The sequence below is a fragment of the Nocardia sp. CC213A genome (assembly GCF_030766805.1).
GTDB lineage: Bacteria > Actinomycetota > Actinomycetes > Mycobacteriales > Mycobacteriaceae > Nocardia > Nocardia otitidiscaviarum.
Genome location: NZ_JASFXA010000012.1, coordinates 44,557 through 65,840 on the forward strand (window position 1 = coordinate 44,557; position 21,284 = coordinate 65,840).

At 70.3% G+C, this 21,284-nt stretch carries 1 protein-coding gene (running past one end of the window); it reads left to right on the plus strand.

What is annotated here, in order from left to right:
• On the plus strand, positions 1–21,208 hold the 3' portion of the coding sequence (locus QJS31_RS21970) for a non-ribosomal peptide synthase/polyketide synthase (RefSeq protein ID WP_306357583.1). 24,167 nt of this gene lie to the left of the window's left edge; 21,208 of the gene's 45,375 nt are visible here — the last part of the coding sequence; its start codon lies beyond the left edge, outside the window; it ends in the stop codon at positions 21,206–21,208.
• The last annotated feature ends 76 nt before the right edge of the window (positions 21,209–21,284 follow it).

Sequence of the window (21,284 nt, forward strand, 5' to 3'; positions counted from 1 at the left end):
CGCGTACGTGGCGCGGCCGGATCTGACGTCGGATCGGTTCGTGGCCAATCCGTTCGGTGACGGCGCCCGCATGTACCGCACCGGCGACCTCGTGGTGTGGACCGCCGACGGCGAGCTGGAGTACCTCGGCCGCACCGACTTCCAGGTGAAGCTGCGCGGTCTGCGCATCGAACTGGGCGAGATCGAAACCGCGCTCACCGCACTGGATTCGGTGGCGCAGTCGGTGGTCGTGGTGCGCCACGACCAGCACACCGGCGATCAGCTGGTCGGCTATGTCATCGCCGCACCGGGCCGGACCGTGGACGCCGACGCGGTGCGCGCCGAACTGGGCGATCAGCTGCCGTCCTACATGGTGCCGTCGGTGCTCATGGTGCTCGACGAGTTCCCGCTCAACGCCTCCGGCAAGCTGGACCGCAAGGCGCTGCCCGCGCCGGTGTTCGAGGCCGCGGTCTTCCGCGCCCCGACCACCCCGGTGGAGCAGATCGTCGCCGGTGTCTTCGCCGAGGTGCTCGGCCTGGAGCGGGTCGGCCTGGACGACGACTTCTTCGCCCTGGGCGGCAACTCGCTGTCCGCCACCCAGGTGGCGGCCCGGCTGTCCGCCGCCCTGGACACCCAGATCGGCGTGCGCGAGATCTTCGAGGCATCGGTCGTGCACACCCTGGCCGATCGCGCCGAGAGCCGGACCGGCACCGGCGCGCGCCAGGCGCTGACCCCGCAACCGCGGCCCGAGCTGGTGCCGCTGTCGCTGGCCCAGCAGCGCATGTGGTTCCTCAACCGGTTCGATCCCGAATCGGCCGTGGACAATATTCCGGCCGCCGTGCGGCTGTCGGGTCTGCTGGACCGGCAGGCCCTGCAGATCGCGGTCGCGGACGTGCTGGCGCGCCACGAATCCCTGCGCACCCGCTACCCCGAGATCGACGGCACCGCGCATCAGGAGATCGTGCCCACCGCCCAGGTCATCCCCGACCTGACCCCGGTGGACGTCACCGAAGCCGAACTGCCGCAGGCGCTCTCGGATCTGGTGCTGCGCGGCTTCGACGTCACCGCCGAGGTGCCGTTCCGGGCCCGCCTGTTCGAGATCACCCCGACCGAACATGTGCTCGCCCTGGTGGTGCACCACATCTCCGGAGACGGCGCGTCCATGCTGCCGCTCACCCGGGATGTCATGACCGCCTACAGCGCGCGCGTCGAGGGCGGCGAGCCGGCCTGGCAGCCGCTCGAGGTCCAGTACGCCGACTTCGCGCTGTGGCAGCGCGAGGTGCTCGGCCGCGAGGACGATCCCGAATCGGTGATCTCCCAGCAGATCTCGTACTGGGGCGACACCCTGCGCGGTCTGCCCGAACAGCTGGACCTGCCCGCCGACCGGCCGCGCCCCGCCGTGGCCAGCGGGCGCGGCGCGACGCACACCTTCCGGATCGACGCCGACACCCATGCCGGTCTGGTGGAACTGGCCCGCGCCAACGGCGCGACGCTGTTCATGGTCGCGCACGCGGCGCTGGCGGCGCTGCTGTCGCGACTGTCCGGCGAGGCGGATATCGCCATCGGCACGCCGGTCGCGGGCCGTGGCGAACGCGCCCTGGACGATCTGATCGGCATGTTCGTCAACACCCTGGTGCTGCGGACCCCGATCGACGGCGGCAGCTCCTTCACCGAACTGCTGGCGTCGGTGCGTGCCACCGATATCGCGGCCTTCGGCCATGCCGACCTGCCGTTCGAGCGCCTGGTGGAGATCCTCAACCCGGCGCGCTCGCAGGCCCGGCACCCGCTGTTCCAGGTCATGCTGTCGTTCCAGAACACCGGCCCGGCCGAACTGGAGCTGCCCGGCCTCACCGCCAGCGGCGTCGAGATGCCCATCGACACCGCCAAGTTCGACCTCCAACTGGTGCTGGAGGAGATGAACGCGGCCGCACCGGTGTCGGGCAACGGCGCCGCGCCGTCCGGTGCCGCCGCCGCGCCGTCGGGCATCGCCGCCGAACTCATCTACGCCACCGATCTGTTCGACGCCGACACCATGGTCGAATTCGGCCAGCGGTTCGAGGCGCTGCTGAAAGCCGTTGCCACCGAACCGAAGCGGCCGATCGGCGATATCGACCTGCTCGCCGACGACCAGCGGCGGCTGGTGCTCGACACCTGGAACGACACCGCCGTCGACATCGTCGACGGGGTGCCGGACGGGGCCGCCGAGACACTGGTGTCGCTGTTCCAGGCACAGGCCGCGACCAGCGCGAACGCGCCCGCGCTCACCTTCGAGGGGACAGGTCTGTCCGCTTCGGGGACAGGACCGTCCGCGCACCGAAGCACCCTCACCTACGGTGAGTTCGGCGAACGGGTCCACCGCCTCGCCCGGCATCTGATCGCCCAGGGTGTCGGTCCGGAATCGCTGGTGGCCCTGGCCATTCGCCGCTCCGCCGACCTCGTGGTCGCCATGTACGCCGTACTGGAGGCCGGTGGCGCGTACGTGCCGCTGGATCTCGACCAGCCCGCCGAGCGCCTGGACTACGTGCTCGAGGTGGCGCGCCCCGCCCTGGTGCTGACCACCGCCCGGGACGCCTACCGGACCGCCCACGACGCGGTGGAGATCGACACTCTCGACCTCACCGGCCACGCCGCCACTCCGGTGCTGGACGCCGAGCGGGCACGGCCGCTGCGACCCGCCAATACCGCGTACGTGATCTTCACCTCCGGTTCCACCGGCCGCCCCAAGGGCGTCGCGGTGCCGCATGCGGCGGCGGTGAACCAGATCCGCTGGATCACCACCGAATACGGGCTCGCCGCCGACGACGTGGTGCTGTTCAAGACCCCCGCCACCTTCGACGTGTCGGTGTGGGAGTTGTTCGGCCCCTTGGCCACCGGCGGCCGCATGGTGGTCGCCGCACCCGACGGGCACCGCGATCCGCAGTATCTCGCCGACATCATCGCGGCCGAGCGGGTCACCATGACCTCGTTCGTGCCGTCCATGCTGACCGTGTTCGCGGGCAGCGCGGACCCGGCGGCGCTCACCTCACTGCGCACCCTGCTGGTGGCCGGTGAGGCGTTCACCGCCGATGCGGTGCAGGCGTACCGCCGGATCAATGCCGCCGAGCTGCACAACCTGTACGGCCCCACCGAGTTCACCGTCCACGCCACCTACGCGGCGGCCGACGACGACGTGCAGGGTGCGGTGCCGATCGGCGCGCCGGTGTGGAATGCCCGTGCCTACGTGCTGGATTCGCGGCTGCACCCGGTCGCCCCGGGTGTCGCCGGTGAGCTGTACCTGGCGGGCGCGCAGGTGGCGCGCGGCTATGTCGGCCGGGCCGACCTGACCGCGGATCGCTTCGTGGCCGACCCCTTCCACCCCGGCGAGCGGATGTACCGCACCGGCGACCTGGTGAAGTGGACGACCGCGAGCGGTGCGCCGGACGGCGCCGGTCAGCTGGTCTACCTGGGCCGCACCGACTTCCAGGTGAAGCTGCGCGGTCTGCGCATCGAGCTCGGCGAGATCGAATCCGCGCTCACCGCGCACGAGTCGGTGGCGCAGGCCGTGGTCGTGATGCGCTCCGACGCCCGCACCGGCGACCGCCTCGTGGGCTACGTGGTGCCGAGCGCCGGTGCGATCGACGCCGACGTCCTGCGCGCGCACCTGTCGGCGCATCTGCCGTCCTACATGGTTCCGGCCGCCCTGGTGGCGCTCGACGCCATGCCGCTCAATGCCAACGGCAAGCTCGACCGCAAGGCTCTGCCCGAGCCGGAGTTCGAGGCGCGCGAGTTCCGCGCCCCCGCCACTCCGATCGAGGAGACCGTCGCCGGCGTCTTCGCCGAGGTGCTGGGCACCGATCAGGCCATCGGCGTCGACGACGACTTCTTCGAGCTCGGCGGCAACTCGCTCATCGCCACCCAGGTCGTCGCCCGCCTCGGCGCGGCCCTGGACACCCGCGTGCCGGTGCGCCTGCTGTTCGAGGCCCCCACCGTGGCGGCCCTGGCGGTGCGCCTGGAGACCGAGACCGGCAGCGGCGGACGCCGCGCCCTGGTGGCGGGGGAGCGGCCCGAGGAGATTCCGCTGTCGCTGGCGCAGCAGCGCATGTGGTTCCTCAACCGCTTCGACGCCCAGTCGGCGGTCAACAACATTCCGATGGCCGTGCGGCTGTCCGGCGATCTCGATGTGGACGCGCTGCGCCGCGCCGTCGGGGATGTGGTGGACCGGCACGAGGTGCTGCGCACCTACTACCCGACCGACGATCGCGGTCGCGGCGTACAGGTCGTCCTGCCCGCCGGCTACCGCATTCCGGACCTGGGACCGGTCGCGGTCGGCGAAGCCGACATCACCGCCGCCATCAGCGAACTGGTGCTCACCGGTTTCGATGTCACCGCCGAAGTCCCGGTGCGCGCCAAGCTGTTCCGCGTCAGCGACGCCGAACAGCCCACGCACGTGCTGGTTTTCGTGGTGCACCACATCTCCGGTGACGGCTGGTCGGTGCGCCCGCTGGCACGCGATGTCATGGTCGCCTACGCGGCGCGCGCCAACGGCGACGCCCCCGGCTGGGCTCCGCTGCCGGTGCAGTACGCCGATTTCGCGCTGTGGCAGCGCGATGTGCTCGGGTCCGAGGACGACGCGGACTCGCTGATCTCGCAGCAGGTGTCGTACTGGTCCGATGCGCTGGCCGGGCTGCCGGACCAGCTGGACCTGCCGTCGGACCGCCCGCGCCCCGCCGTGGCCTCCAACCAGGGTGGCGTGCACGAGTTCACCATCGACGCCGCCCTGCTCGACGGCCTGAACCGCCTGGCCCGCGAACACGGCGCCAGCCTCTTCATGGTTGTGCACGCGGCCTTCGCGGCCCTGCTGTCGCGCCTGTCCGGCTCCGACGACGTGGCCATCGGCACCGCCGTCGCGGGCCGTGGCGAAGCGGTGCTGGACGACGCCATCGGCATGTTCGTCAACACCCTGGTGCTGCGCACCGGCGTGGACACCGGCGAGAAGTTCACCGAGTTGCTCGCCCGTACCAAGGACGCCGACCTGGCCGCCTTCGGCCATGCGGACCTGCCGTTCGAGCGGCTGGTGGAAATCCTGAATCCGCCGCGCTCGCAGGCCCGCCACCCGCTGTTCCAGGTCATGCTGTCGTTCCAGAACACCGGCGAGGCCAGCTTCACCCTGCCGGGCCTGGAGGTCGCGGGCGTTCCGCTGGACGTGGTCACCTCCAAGTTCGACCTGCACCTCAACCTCACCGAACGCCTCGGCGATGATGGTGCGGTCGAGGGCATGTACGCCGAATTCGCCTACGCCACCGATATGTTCGAGGCCGACACGGTCGCGGGCTTCGCTGAGCGGCTGGTGCGGATGCTGAGCGCGGTGGTGGCCGAGCCGACCTCCTTCGTCGGCGATATCGACCTGCTCGACGAGTCCGAACGCGCCCTGGTGCTGCACGACTGGAACGCCACCGGCGTAGCGGTCGACCGCACCGCGACCCTGGTGTCGATGTTCGAGGCGCAGGCCCTGACCAGCCCCGATGCCACCGCCCTGGTATTCGAGGGGACAAGTGTTTCCTATGGCGAGTTCACCGCCCGGGTGAACCGCCTGGCCCGCCACCTCATCGCCCAGGGCGTGGGCCCGGAATCCTATGTGGCCCTGGGCATTCGCCGCTCCCTGGACCTGGTGGTCGGCATGTATGCGGTCACCTTGGCCGGTGGCGCGTACGTCCCGTTGGACCCGGACCACCCCGCCGAGCGCACCGAGTACATCCTCGACACCGCCCAGCCGGTGTGCGTCCTCACCACCTCCGACACCGACCTGCACACCACCTCCGACGGTGACCCCGTCGCCACGGACGGCGACGCTCCGTTGGTTCGCGGCGCGTCCCGGTTCTGGACTGACGGAGCGGGGGAGCGAAGCGGAGGAGCGGAGGAGGGAAGAACCGGGACCTTCAGCGCCGCGAACCCGCCCGGAGCGCAGCGGAGGGCAAATATACACAGCATCGACCGCCTGGATCTGTCGGCCTACAGCGACGCCCCGCTGACCGACGCGGAACGCCGTGCGCCGCTGGCCCCGTCGAATATCGCGTACGTGATCTTCACCTCCGGTTCCACCGGTCGCCCCAAGGGCGTCGCGGTGAGCCACGAGGCCATCGTCAACCGCCTCGTCTGGATGCAGGCCGCCTACGGCCTCACCCCGGACGACGTGGTGCTCCAGAAGACCCCGGCCACCTTCGACGTGTCGGTGTGGGAATTCTTCTGGCCCTTGCAGATCGGCGCGACCCTGGTCGTCGCCAAGCCGGACGGCCACCGCGACCCCGCGTACCTGGCCGAACTCGTCACCGCGCACGGCGTCACCACGGCGCACTTCGTGCCGTCCATGCTGTCGGTCTTCGTGGCCGAGGATCGTGCCGCCGAATGCACCAGTCTGCGCCAGGTTTTCGCCTCCGGTGAGGCGCTGCCCGCGCCGACCGCGCAGAAGTTGCGCGAGCTGACCGGTGCGAAGCTGCACAACCTGTACGGCCCCACCGAGGCCGCGGTCGACGTCACCTTCCACGAGGTGACCGACGCCGACATCGCTTCGGTGCCGATCGGTGCGCCGGTCTTCAATACCCGGGTGTACGTGCTGGATTCGCGGCTGCACCCGGTCGCCCCGGGTATCGCGGGTGAGCTCTACCTCGCGGGCGTGCAGTTGGCGCGCGGCTACGTCGGCCGCCCGGATCTGACCGCCGACCGTTTCGTGGCCGATCCGTTCGGCACCGGTGAGCGCATGTACCGCACCGGCGACCTGGTGAAGTGGACCGACGTCGGCGAGCTGGAATACCTGGGCCGCACCGACTTCCAGGTGAAGCTGCGCGGTCTGCGCATCGAATTGGGCGAGATCGAATCCGCGCTCACCGCGCTGGACGCCATCGCGCAGGCGGTGGTCGTGGTGCGCCACGACGACCGCCTCGGCGATCAGCTGGTCGGCTATGTCATCCCGGCCGCGGGCCAGGTCGTCGACAGTGAATCGGTGCGCGCGGCCCTGGGCGACGAGCTGCCCGGCTACATGGTGCCGTCCGCCTACGTGGTGCTGGACGCCTTCCCGCTCAACGCCTCCGGCAAGCTGGACCGCAAGGCGCTGCCCGCGCCGGTGTTCGAGGCCAAGGTGTTCCGGGCCCCGTCCACCCCGATCGAGGAGATCGTCGCCAACACCTTCTCCGACGTGCTCGGCCTCGGCCGGGTCGGCGTGGACGACGACTTCTTCGAACTCGGCGGCAACTCGCTGATCGCCACCCAGGTCACCGCCCGCATCGGTGCGGCCCTGGACACCCGGCTCGCGGTGCGCGACCTGTTCGAGGCGTCCACCGTGGCGGCGCTGGCCGCTCGCGTGGAACGCAATGCCGGATCCGGACGTGCCCGCCCGCGCCTGGTGGCGGGGGAACGGCCGCAGTCGATTCCGCTGTCCCCGGCACAGCAGCGCTACTGGTTCCTCAATCAGTTCGACACCAGCACCTCGGCGGTGGACAACATCCCGCTGGCGGTGCGACTCACCGGCACCCTGGATCTCACCGCGCTGGAGGAGGCCATCGGGGATGTCATCGCCCGCCACGAGGTGCTGCGCACCATCTACCCGGGCGGTGCGGCCGGACCGCGGCAGGAGATCCTGCCGGCCTCGCAGACCGATCTCATGCTCGTCCCCGAGGGCGTGCGTGAGGAGGGCCTACTAGGCAAGATCGTCGAATTCGCCATGACCACCTTCGATGTCACCATCGAGGTGCCCATCGCGGTGCGGCTGTTCCGCATCACCGATGCCCCGGCCGAAGAACACGTACTGGCCTTCACCGTCCATCACGTCTCCGCCGACGGCTCCTCCATGGGCCCGCTGGCACGCGATGTCATGGCCGCCTATATGGCGCGCGTGGAGGGCGACGCCCCGAGCTGGGCTCCGCTGCCGGTGCAGTACGCCGACTACGCGCTGTGGCAGCGCGAGGTGCTCGGCTCCGAGGACGACGCCGAATCGCTTGCCGCACAGCAGGTCGCCTACTGGAAGCAGGCCCTGGCCGAGCTGCCCGACCAGCTGGAGTTGCCCACCGACCGCCCGCGCCCGCCCGCCCAGTCCTTCCACGGCAAGGCGCTGCGCTTCGATATCGACCCGGAGCGGCACGCCCGCCTGCACGAACTGGCCCGCGCCAACAACGCGTCGCTGTTCATGGTCGTGCACGCCGCGCTGGCGGTGCTGCTGTCGCGCCTGTCCGGCACCGACGACATCGCGGTCGGCACCCCGATCGCGGGCCGTGGTGAGCGGGAACTCGACGATCTCATCGGCATGTTCGTCAACACCCTGGTGTTCCGCACCAGGGTGGACGGCGGCGCGACCTTCGCCGAGCTGCTGGCCGAGGTGCGCGAACGCGACCTGGAAGCCTTCGCCCATGCCGACGTGCCGTTCGAACGGCTCGTCGAGGTGCTGAACCCGGTGCGCTCCACCGCCCGCAACCCGCTGTTCCAGGTGGGCCTGTCCTTCCAGAACCTGGCCGAGACCAGCTTCCAGCTGCCCGGTCTGCACGTGGCCCCGGTCCAGTTCGAATCGCAGCTGGCCAAGACCGATCTGCACGTGACGCTCTACGACCGGTACGCCGAGGACGGCACCCCGGCCGAGATCCTCACCGAATTCGGTTACGCCACCGATCTGTTCGACGAATCCACGGTGCGCGGCTTCGCCGACCGGTTCCTGCGGGTGCTCGACGCCGTGCTCGCCGACACCGCGGTGCCGGTCGGGGAGATCGACCTGCTGGACGCGGCCGAGAGCGAGCGCATCCTGCGGGCGTGGAACGACACCGCGCAGCCGGTGGACCGCGACGCCACCCTGGTGTCGCTGCTCGATGCCAGCGTGGCCGCCGATCCGAAGTCGGACGCCATCGTGGCCGACACCGCCGAAGGCACCGTCACACTGACCTACGCCGAACTCGACGCGCGGGTCAACACCCTGGCCCGCCACCTCATCGAGCGCGGCATCGGCACCGAAGACCGGGTGGCCCTGGCCATTCGGCGCTCGGTGGACCTGGTCGTCGCCATGTACGCGGTCGCCAAGAGCGGTGCCGCCTATGTGCCGGTCGACCCGGACCAGCCCGCCGAACGCGTCGGCTACATCCTGGAGACGGCCGCCCCCGCCGCCGTACTCACCACGGGCCGTGAGGGTTTCACCACCGACGTGACCGACGTGGTGCGCATCGACGAGATCGACCTGTCCGCCTACCCGACCGCGCCGATCACCGATGGCGAGCGGGTGCGCGCGCTGACCGCCGCCAACACCGCCTACGTCATCTTCACCTCCGGTTCGACCGGCCGCCCCAAGGGCGTCGCGGTGCCGCACGGTGCGGTGGTCAACCAGCTGCTCTGGAAGAACACCGAATTCGGGCTCGACCCGGCCGACGCGGTGCTGCTCAAGACCGCCGCCACCTTCGACCTGTCGGTGTGGGAGTTCTGGTCCGCCGCGGCCTGCGGTGGCCGACTCGTCATCGCACTGCCCGACGGGCACAAGGATCCGGCGTACCTGAACGAACTCATGGCCCGGGAGTGGGTCACCACGCTGCATGTGGTGCCGTCCATGCTCGACGCCCTGCTCACGGCGGGCTCCGGGACGCCGCATCCGGAGGCCGCGAGCGGCGACGCGCAGCGAGTCGGGCTGCCGGATTCGCTGTGGCGGGTGCTCGCCATCGGTGAGGCGCTGCCCGGTTCGGTCGCGCAGCGGGTGCGCCGCGCCTGCCCGCGCACCGAGCTGTTCAACCTGTACGGCCCCACCGAGGCCGCGGTGTCCATCACCAGCCACCGGGTCACCGACGCCGACGAGATGTCGGTGTCCATCGGTGCGCCGGAATGGAACAGCCGGGTGTACGTGCTGGACGCGCGACTGCGGCCGGTGCCGGTGGGCGTCTCCGGTGAGCTGTACCTCGCCGGTGACCAGCTGGCGCGCGGCTACTTCGCGCGACCTGATCTCACCGCCGACCGCTTCGTGGCGAATCCGTTCGAGGACAACGGCTCCCGCATGTACCGCACCGGCGACCTGGTCGCCTGGACGGAGAACGGCGAGCTGGAGTACCGCGGCCGCACCGACTTCCAGGTGAAGATCCGCGGCTTCCGCATCGAACTCGGCGATATCGAGGCCGCGCTGCTGCGCCAGGACGCCGTCGCGTCCGCCGCCGTCGTCGCCCACCACGATCCGAGCGTCGGCGACCGCCTGGTGGCCTACCTGGTGAGCGCTGCGTCGAGTACGGCGTCCACGGGACCCTCCGTGGTTACGCAGGCTGCCTCCTCCGGGTCCGTCGTGACCGCCGGTGGCGAGATCGACAAGCGCGCCCTGCAATCCGCACTGTCGGCCGAACTGCCGTCGTACATGGTGCCGTCGGTGTTCATGCAGCTGGATGTGCTGCCTCTGAACGCCAATGGCAAGCTCGACCGCAAGGCGCTGCCGGAACCCACCTTCGAGAAGGCGGTCTTCCGCGCCCCGGTCACTCCGATCGAGCAGATCGTGGCCGCGGTGTTCACCGAGGTGCTGCGCGTCGAGGGCACCGCCCGCATCGGCCTGGACGACGACTTCTTCGCCTGGGGCGGCAACTCCCTGCTCGCCACCCAGGTGGCCGCCCGCCTCGGCGAGGCGCTCAACACGCGGGTGCCGGTGCGGCTGCTGTTCGAGGCGTCCACCGTGGCCGCGCTGGCGGCCCGGGTGGAACTCGACGCCGGGGCCGGTGGCCGCAAGGCGCTCACGGCCGGGCCGCGCCCCGAGCACATCCCGCTGTCGCTGGCGCAGCAGCGCATGTGGTTCCTCAACCGGTTCGACACCTCGTCGGCCGCCTACAACGTGCCCGTGGCGGTGCGGCTGTCCGGCGCGCTCGATGTGGACGCGCTGCGCACTGCCGTCGCGGATGTCGTTGCCCGCCATGAGATCCTGCGCACCGTCTACCCGCAGACCGACCAGGGTCCGGTGCAGGTCATCCTGCCGCCCGCCCAGGCGGTGCCGCAGCTCGAGGTGCGCAGCGTCGATATCGAGGATGTCGCCGCCGCCGTGGTGGAACTGACCTCCACCATCTTCGACGTCACCACCCAGGTGCCGTTGCGGGTGGCGCTGTTCGAGATCGGCGGTGTCGATACGGCATACACGGCGCCCTCCGTGGTTACGCAGGCTGCCTCCTCCGGGCGCGTCGCTCCCGCCGACGGCGAATACGTCCTCGCCATGGTCGTGCACCACATCTCCGGTGACGGCTCCTCGGTCGGCCCGCTGACCCGGGATCTCATGACCGCGTACGCCTCCCGCGCCATGGGCTCCGAGCCCGCGTGGGCTCCGCTGGCGGTGCAGTACGCCGACTACTCCATCTGGCAGCGCGAACTGCTCGGCAGCGAGGACGATCCGAACTCGCTGGCCACCAAGCAGGTCGCGTACTGGAAGCAGGCCCTCGCCGGGCTGCCGGACCAACTCGACCTGCCCTCGGACCGGCCGCGGCCCGCCGTGCAGTCCTTCCAGGGCGGTCGGGTCGAGATCCACGTCGACGCCGACACCCACCGCGCGCTGGTCGAATTGGCGCGCACCGAGGGCGCCACCCTGTTCATGGTCGTGCACACCGCGCTCGCGGTGCTGCTGGCCCGACTGTCCGGCACCGACGACATCGCCATCGGCACCCCGATGGCCGGTCGCGGCGAGGCCGTCCTGGACGACCTGATCGGCATGTTCGTCAACACCCTCGTCTTCCGCACCCAGGTGGCGGCCGACGAGCCGTTCACCGACCTGCTGCGTCGCCAGCGCGAAACCGATATCCAGGCCTTCGCGCACGCCGACGTGCCATTCGAGCGTCTGGTCGAGGTGCTCAACCCGGTGCGCTCCACCGCCCGGCACCCGCTGTTCCAGGTCGGCCTGTCCTTCCAGAACCTGGCCCAGTCCAGCCTGGAACTGCCCGGCCTGACCGTGTCCGGACTGGATATCGACACCGAGCTGTCCCAGTTCGACCTGCACCTCATCGCCACCGACCGCTACGACGAAACCGGTGCGCCCGAGGGCATTACCGGCTTCTTCACCTACGCGACCGATATGTTCGAGCGCGACACGGTGCAGAGCTTCGTCGACCGCTTCACCCGACTGCTCGGCGAGATCATCGCCGCGCCGCGCACCCCCGTCGGCGACATCGACCTGCTGGCCCCGGCCGAGCGCGCCGAGTCGCTGACTGTGCGCAATGCCACCGCGCACGACACCGATACGGTGGCGACGCTGGCCTCCATGCTGGAGGCGACGGTAGCGGCCAAGCCCACCGCGGTGGCACTCATCGGCCCCGACGGCGAGGCATTGACCTACGCCGAACTCGGCCGCCGGGTGAATCGCCTGGCGCGGCACCTGATCTCGCAGGGTGTCGGTCCGGAGACGCGGGTGGCGCTGGCACTGCGGCGCTCGGTGGACCTGGTGGTGGCGATGTACGCGGTCTCGGTCGCCGGTGGCGCGTACGTGCCGGTCGATCCGGATCAGCCCGCCGAGCGCACCGGCTACATCCTGGAGACCGCCGCGCCGGTGTGCGTGGTCACCAACGCGGCAGCGGAATTCACGACCGAGGTCGCGCCGCTCATCTCGCTGGACGAGCTGGACCTGTCGATGCTGGACGGCGCGGCCGTCACCGCCGCCGAGCGGGTCGCCCCGCTGCGCCCGCACCACACGGCGTATGTCATCTTCACTTCGGGTTCGACCGGCCGCCCCAAGGGTGTGGCGGTGCCACACGCCGCCATTGTCAACCAGTTGCAGTGGAAGACCGCCGAGTTCGATCTCGGTGCCGATGATGCGGTGTTGCTCAAGACGGCTGCGACATTCGACTTGTCGGTGTGGGAGTTCTGGTCGGCGGCGGTCTCCGGTGGGCGTTTGGTGATCGCGTCGGCCGACGGCCACCGTGACCCGGCGTATCTGAACGAGTTGATGGCGCGCGAGCAGGTCACCACCCTGCACGTGGTGCCGTCCATGCTGGACGCGCTACTCACCGAATCAGGGGGCAGCCTGGCGGGTTCGCTGCGCCGTGTGCTGGCCATCGGTGAGGCCCTGCCCGCTGCGGTGGCTCAGCGTTTCCGCACCGCCAACGCTCAGGCTCAGCTGTTCAATCTCTACGGCCCGACCGAGGCGGCGGTGTCGATCACCACGCACCTGGTGACCGACGCCGACACCGGTTCGGTGTCGATCGGTGTGCCGGAGTGGAACAGCCAGGTGTATGTCCTGGATGCGCGTTTGCATCCGGTGCCCGATGGTGTCGCGGGTGAGTTGTATCTCGCGGGTGCGCAGTTGGCGCGTGGTTATTTCGCTCGCCCGGATTTGACGGCGGATCGTTTCGTGGCGAATCCGTTCGCGGTTGATGGTTCGCGGATGTATCGCACGGGTGACTTGGTGGCGTGGTCGGCCTCGGGTGAGTTGGAGTATCGGGGTCGTACGGATTTCCAGGTGAAGATCCGTGGTTTCCGTATCGAGCTCGGTGAGATCGAGTCGGCGTTGCTGGCGTTGCCGGAGGTGGCTCAGGCGGCGGTGTTGGCGAAGTCGGATGCCCGCACGGGTGACCGTTTGGTGGCGTACGTGGTCCCCGCGTCGGGGGAGCGGAACATGTCCACCGAGTCGCTCGCGCTCGGTACGTCGGATGCGCCCGCCGCGTGGGATGTGCTCGATGAGTCCGATGTGGTTGGTGGGTCGTCCTCGGGCCGTGAGCTTTCGGTCGCGCTTGGGCAGTCTGCGCCAGGGGCGCAGGGTGGGCAAGCGCAGCCGCGCACCCCGGGCGCGGATGTGTCTTCCGCGACTGGTCCGGGCGTCCCGGAGCCCGCGCGTGTGGATGTCGCTGGGTTGAAGCAGGCGTTGTCGGCGGCGTTGCCGTCCTATATGGTTCCGTCGGCGTTTGTGGTCTTGGACGCGCTGCCGTTGAATGTCAATGGCAAGCTGGATCGTAAGGCGTTGCCGGAGCCGGAGTTCGAGTCCACGGCGTTCCGTGCGCCGGCGACCCCGATCGAGGAGATCGTGGCGGGTGTGTTCGCCGAGGTCTTGGGTGTCGATCGGGTGGGCGCGGATGATGATTTCTTCGCCCTCGGCGGTAACTCGCTGCTGGCGACCCAGGTCGCGGCCCGGATCGGTGCGGCGTTGGATGCCCGCGTCCCAGTGCGTGTGTTGTTCGAGGCGTCGACGGTCGCGGGTTTGGCGGCGCGGGTGGAGCAGCATGCGGGTGCGGGTGATCGTCGGGCGTTGACGGCCCAACCACGTCCGGAGCGGGTTCCGTTGTCGTTGGCGCAGCAGCGGATGTGGTTCTTGAACCAGTTCGATACGGCGTCGGCGGCGTACAACATTCCGGTCGCGGTGCGTTTGACCGGTGATCTGGATGTGGAGGCGTTGCAGCAGGCGGTGGCGGATGTGATCTCCCGTCACGAAACCCTGCGCACCATCTACCCCCAGACAGACGGCACGGCGACCCAGCTCATCGTCCCCGCCGCACAGGCGGTCCCGGACCTGACCCCGATCCCGGTCGACGCGACCGAGATCCGCGACCGCATCGCCGCCGTCATCGCGACCGGCTTCGACGTCACAACGGAAGTCCCGTTGCGCGCCAAGCTGTTCCGCGTCGAAACCCCCGAAGAGGTGGGCGAACACGAGGCATCCGCCCTCGGCATCCTGGACGCGGTCGAAGCCGCCACCCGCCGCGCGGTAGGCCCGGACGCCACCGCCGCCCTGAGCGGCGGCCGGACGGCCGAGCCCACCACGGTCGAGCACGTGCTCGTCTTCGTGGCCCACCACATCAGCGCCGACGGCTGGTCCATGGGCCCGCTGACCCGCGACGTGATGATCGCCTACGCCGCCCGCACCAGCGGTGTGGCCCCCGGCTGGGCGCCGATGCCGGTGCAGTACGCGGACTACAGCATCTGGCAGCGCCAGGTGCTGGGCTCCGAGGACGACCCGCAGAGCCTCATCTCCGCACAGGCCGCGTTCTGGAAGACCACCCTCGCGGACCTCCCGGACGAGCTGAACCTCCCGGCGGACCGCCCGCGGCCGACCGCGCAGTCCTTCCGTGGCGGCCGGGTGCTGTTCCCGATCGGCGCCGACCTGCATCAGGGACTGCGGCGCATCGCGCGGGAGCAGAACGCGACCATGTTCATGGTCGTGCACACCGCCCTGGCGGTGTTCCTGTCGCGCCTGTCGGGCACCTCGGATATCGCCATCGGCACCCCGATCGCGGGCCGCGGCGAGGCCGAACTCGACGATGTGATCGGCATGTTCGTCAACACCCTGGTGCTGCGCACCGAGGTGGACGCGCAGCGGGGCTTTGCCGAACTGCTCGCCCACGCCAAGGACGCCGACCTGGCGGCCTTCGCGCACGCCGACATTCCGTTCGAGCGGCTGGTCGAGCTGATCAACCCGGAGCGCTCCACCTCGCGGCATCCGCTGTTCCAGGTGGTGCTGTCGTTCGAGAATCTGCCGGACACCAGTTTCGAACTGCCCGGGCTACGGGTCTCCGCCGTCGATTTCGACAACGACACCGCCAAGTTCGATCTGTCGCTGACCATCCGGGAAGCGTCCGATGACGCGGGCATGTACGCCGAATTCGCCTTCGCGCGTGACCTGTTCGACGAGGCCACGGTGCAGGTGTTCGCGCAGCGCTTCACCCGCCTGCTCGAACAGCTCACCGCGCGGCCGCAGCGGCCGGTCGGCGATCTCGAACTGCTCGCCGAAGCCGAGCGCACCGACCTGCTCACCCGCACCGGCGGCGCACCGGTGGCCCCGGCCACCCTGCCGGAGTTGATGAGCACTGCCGCCCAGGGCAATCCGAACGGCGCGGCCGTGGTGTTCGAGGGCCGGACCCTCAGCTACGCCGAACTCGACGCGGCGTCCTCGCGGTTGGCGCGACTGCTCATCGAGCGCGGCGCCGGACCGGATGTGCTGGTGGCCGTCGCCGTACCACGCTCGATCGAGTCGGTGCTGGCGGTGTGGGCGGTGGCCAAGTCGGGTGCGGCCTTCGTGCCGATCGACCCGGCCTACCCGGCCGACCGCATCGCGCACATGGTGTCGGATTCCGGTGCGGTACTGGGCCTGACCGTCACGGCCGAGGCCGAGAAGCTGCCGCCGGTCAAGAGCCTGGCGGGCTGGCTGTCCCTCGACGACGCCGGGGTGCAAGCGCAAGCCGAGGGCTACGCGGCCGATCCGGTGACCGACGCCGACCGCTGGGCTCCGATCCGGGCCGAGCACGCCGCGTACGTCATCTACACCTCCGGCACCACCGGCATGCCCAAGGGCGTCGTGGTCACCCACGCGGGTCTGGCCAACTTCAGCCTGGAGCAGGTGGTGCGCTACGGACTCGATTCCGGTTCGCGCGCACTGCACTTCGCCTCGCCGTCGTTCGACGCGTCGGTGCTGGAACTGCTGCTCGCGGTCGGCGCGGCCGGCGCGCTCGTGGTGGTGCCCCCGGGCACCTACGGCGGGGACGAGCTGGGCGAGCTGATCTCCCGCGAGCGGGTGTCGGTCGGCCTCATCACGCCGTCGGTGCTGGCCTCGCTGGACCCCGCGCAGCTGTCCGGCATGGAGGTGATCATCGCCGGCGGCGAGGCCGTCTCCGCAGATCTGGTGGCCAAGTGGTCGGAGAACCCGGGTGCGCCGCGGCGCTTCCACAACGCCTACGGCCCCACCGAGGCGACCATCGCCACCAATATCTCCGATCCGCTGTCGGCCGGTGATCCGGTCGTCATCGGTGGACCGGTGCGCGGTATGCGGGCCATGGTGCTCGACGCCCGCCTGCACCCGGTGCCCGAGGGCGTGGCCGGTGAGCTCTACGTGGCCGGTGTGCAACTGGCGCGCGGCTACCACGCGCGCCCGGGTCTCACCGCCGAGCGCTTCGTCGCCGACCCGTACGGTGCGCCGGGCGACCGGCTCTACCGCACCGGTGACGTGGTGCGCTGGCGGCGCGACGCGCTCGACCGCGTCGTGGTGGAGTACGTGGGCCGCAACGACTTCCAGGTGAAGGTGCGCGGCTTCCGGATCGAACTCGGCGAGATCGACGCCGCGCTCACGGCGTTCGAGAGCGTGGACTTCGCGGTCACCCTCGGTCACAAGACCGAGGCCGGAACCACCATCCTCGCCTCGTATGTGAAGCCGGTGGCCGGTGCCACCATCGATATCGCCGCGCTCACCGAACATGCCGCCGCGCGACTGCCGGAATACATGGTGCCGACCGCGATCACGGTCATCGACGAGATTCCGTTGACCGGCGCGGGCAAGCTCGACCGGCGCGCGCTGCCCGAACCGGTGCTCGCTCCGCGCGAATTCCGGGCTCCCGTCAGCGATCTGGAGGGTGAGTTGGCCGCCGTCTTCGCCGAGGTGCTCGGCGTGGAGCAGGTGGGTGCGGACGATTCGTTCTTCGCGCTCGGCGGCGACTCCATCCTGTCCATCCAGCTGGTGTCGCGGGCCAAGGCGCGCGGCATCGTGTTCAGCCCGCGCGATGTGTTCGAGCAGCGCAGCGTGGCCGGACTGGCCGAGGTGGCCGTGCGCGGTGGGGACGCCGAACAGCAGCAGCTCGCGGAACTGCCCGGCGGCGGAGTCGGCGACATCCCGCTGACGCCGATCATGACGGCCATTCTGTCGAGTGGTTCGAGCTACGAGCGGTTCTCGCAGTCCATGGCGCTGCGGCTGCCGGACGGCATCGACCGGGAGGCGCTGGTCGGCACCCTCGGGGCGGTCTTCGACCACCACGAGGTGCTGCGCGCGCGCCTGCGCGGAAACGCCACGGACGGTTGGGCTTTCGAGGCGCTGGAACGCGGTGCCGTGGATGTCGACGCGCTGGTGCAGAAGGTCATGGTGCCCGCCGACATCTCCGACGCGGAGCTGTCGCGGGTGGCGTCGGCCGAACTCGACGGTGCGCTGGGCCGCCTCGATCCGGCCAATGCCGCGATGGTGCAGTTCGTGTGGTTCGCGTTCGAGGGTGAACGCCGCGACGTGCTGCTCATCGCCGCCCACCACTTCGTGGTCGACGGCGTGTCCTGGCGCATCCTGATCCCGGACTTCGCCACGGCCTGGTCGCAGCTGGCCTTCGGGCAGCCGGTCGCGCTGCCCGAGAACGGCACCTCCATGCGACGGTGGGCGCACGCCCTGGTGGACGCGGCGTCCGCGCCGGAGCGGGTGGCGGAACTCGAGTTCTGGCAGGGTGTCACGGAGACGCCGGATCCGCTGCTGGGTTCGCGTGCCTTCGATCCGGCCGTGGACACCTTCGCCACGGTCGAGCGGGTCGAGGTCACCATTCCGGCCGAGGTCACCGATGCGGTGCTGACCGCCATCCCGGGCCTGTACCGGGGCGGTGTCAACGACGGTCTGCTGTCGGCGCTGGCCATGGCCGTATCGCGTTGGCGCGGTACGGGTTCGGCATCCCTCGCCCACCCGTCGCCCGACCACCACCCCTCATGGGGTCGCTCCGCGACGCTGGCCCACCCGTCGCCCGACCACCACCCCTCACCGAGTCGCTCCGCGACGCTGATCAAACTCGAGGGTCACGGTCGCGAAGAAGACGTCGTCGCGGGCGCGGACCTCTCGCGCACCGTCGGCTGGTTCACCAGCGCCTACCCGGTGCGCCTGGATCTGGGCGAGGCCGATCTCGACGATGCCTTCGCGGGTGGAAAAGCCCTGGGCGACATCGTCAAATCGGTGAAGGAGCAGCTGCTCGCCGTGCCCGACAAGGGCCTCGGCTTCGGTCTGCTGCGCCATCTCAACCCCGAGACCCGGGACCGGTTGCGCGATGTGGGCCAGATCAGCTTCAACTACCTGGGCCGCGTCTCCACCGGTGAGGTGCCCGAACAGCTCGCCGAACTGGGCTGGGTGCCGGTGGCCGACCTCGGGCAGCTGGACGCGGACATGGATCGCGACATGCCCGCCAACGCCACCCTGGACATCAATGCCATCGTCACCGACGGCGAGGACGGCCCGCAGCTGGGCGCGGCCTTCGCCTTCCCGACGGGGCTGCTCAGCGTGGAACGGGTACAGGAGTTCGCGGACCTGTTCGTGGCGGCGCTGACCGCGCTCGCCACCCACGCCCAGCGCGCCGACGCGGGCGGCTTCACGCCGTCGGATATGAACCTGGTCTCGATCGACCAGGCCGATATCGAGGTGTGGGAGCGCGACTACCCGGCGCTGGCCGATGTCTGGCCGCTGTCGCCGCTGCAGGGCGGCCTGCTCTTCCAGGCCATGATCGCCCAGAGCCAGCAAACCCTGGACGTCTACACCATGCAGGCCGTGCTCGACCTCGGCGGCACGGTGGACGTGGCGCGGCTGCACGCCGCCGCCCAGGGTGTGGTGGACCGGTACCCGAACCTGCGCACGGCCTTCGTCACCGATACCGACGGCAAGCCGGTGCAGGTGGTGCTGGACCGGGCCGAAGCGCCGTGGCGGGAGGTCGACCTCACGGATCTGCCGGAGGACGAGCGGGTATCGCGCATGCGCGAACTCATCGAGGACGACCGCGCGACGCACTTCGACCTGACCGCACCGCCGCTCATGCGGTTCACCCTGTTCCGGACCGACACCCAACAGTGGCACCTGGTGATCACCACCCACCACATCCTGGTGGACGGCTGGTCCATGCCGCTGCTCATGCAGGACTTGCTGGTGCTGTACGCGGTGCGCGGCGACACCTCGGCGCTGCCGCGGGTCACCTCGTACCGGAACTTCCTCGCCTGGCTCTCCGGTCGCGACCGCGACGCCTCGCTCCAGGCGTGGACCAGGGCGCTGTCCGGCGTCACCGAGCCGACCCAGCTCGCGCCGCAGCCGCGCGGCGAGGAGACCTACGAGATCGGCCGCCACGTCACCGAGATCGACGCCGACCGCACCCGCGCGCTCACCAAGCGCGCCGGTGAACTGGGCGTCACGGTGAACACGGTGGTGCAGACCGCGTGGGCCATCCTGGTCGGCCGGCTCACCGGTCGCGGGGATGTGGTGTTCGGCGCGACCGTCTCCGGCCGCCCGGCGGATCTGCCCGGGGTGGAGACCATGGTGGGTCTGTTCATCAACACCCTGCCGGTGCGCATCCGCATCGACGACCGCCTGAGCATCGAGGGCATGCTGGAGAAGGTGCAGCGCGAGCAGGCCGATCTGCTCGACCACCACTACATCGGGCTCACCGACATCCAGCGGGCCACCGGCATCGGCAGCCAGTTCGACACCCTGATGGTGTTCGAGTCGTATCCGATGGACAAGGATGCGGTCGCCGCGGCCAGCTCCATCGACGGCATGTCGGTCACCGGTGTGGGCGTCAACGACAACACCCACTACCCGATGACGCTGGTGGTGATGGCCGAGGAGACCATCGAGATCGCCATGCGGTACCTGACCAGCCGGTTCACCGCCGACGAGGTGGCGACGCTGGCGGCGCGCCTGCACCGCGTGCTGGACGCGCTGCTGGGCGATCCGACCGGCCTGATCGGTGACATCGACATCCTCGACGACACCGAACGTGCCCGCATCCTCGCCGAGAGCACGGCTCCCGCGGTGGAGACCGCCCCGGAGACCACCCGCCTCGGCGACCGCACGGTGGCCAAGGCACTGGCGGCCGTGGTGGAGGAGGACCCGCAGGCTCCGGCGCTGCTGGCCGACGGCAAGGAGATCGCCTACCACGAGCTCGACCGCCGCTCCTCCCAGCTGGCGCGGGTGCTCATCGACCGCGGTGCGGGCCCCGGCGATATCGTCGCCATCGCCCTGCCGCGCTCGGCGGACAGTGTGGTGGCGGCCTGGGCCGTGCAGAAGGCGGGTGCCGCGGCACTGTTCGCGGACGGCCTCTCCTTCGGCGAGATCCTCGCCGCCGGAGCCGGTTTCGGCATCGCCGAGGAACCGGCCGCCAAGAACATCCGCTGGCTGGTCCCCACCGACCCGCAGGTGCGGGCGGATATCGCCGCCGCGGCCACCCACCCGGTCTCCTACGCCGACCGCGTGCGCCCGCTCACCGAGGACACCCCGGCCTTCGTCACCCGCGAAGCCGACGGCACCTGGGCCACCCTCACCCAGACCGACGCCCTCGACCGCGCCGACCGCCTCCGCGAGGTGCACGAGATCGACTACGAGTCGACCCTTTACACCACCGCCGCCACCGGCCCGGCCGCCGTGGACGAGTTCCTCACCGCGGCCACCGCGGGCGCGCTGTCGGTGCTCCCGGGTGAGGACGGTCCGGAGGCCGATCTCGAGGAAGAGGTCACGCACTGGTTCGCCGCGCCGGGCGAGGACACCGCCGCCGCGGGCGACGAGATCCGAGTCGTGGCAACCGACTAGGCCGCGATCCGCCGGTGTGGTGTGAGCCCACCGCACCGGCGGACCCGTCGTCAGCTCGGACCTGAGATCCGGACCG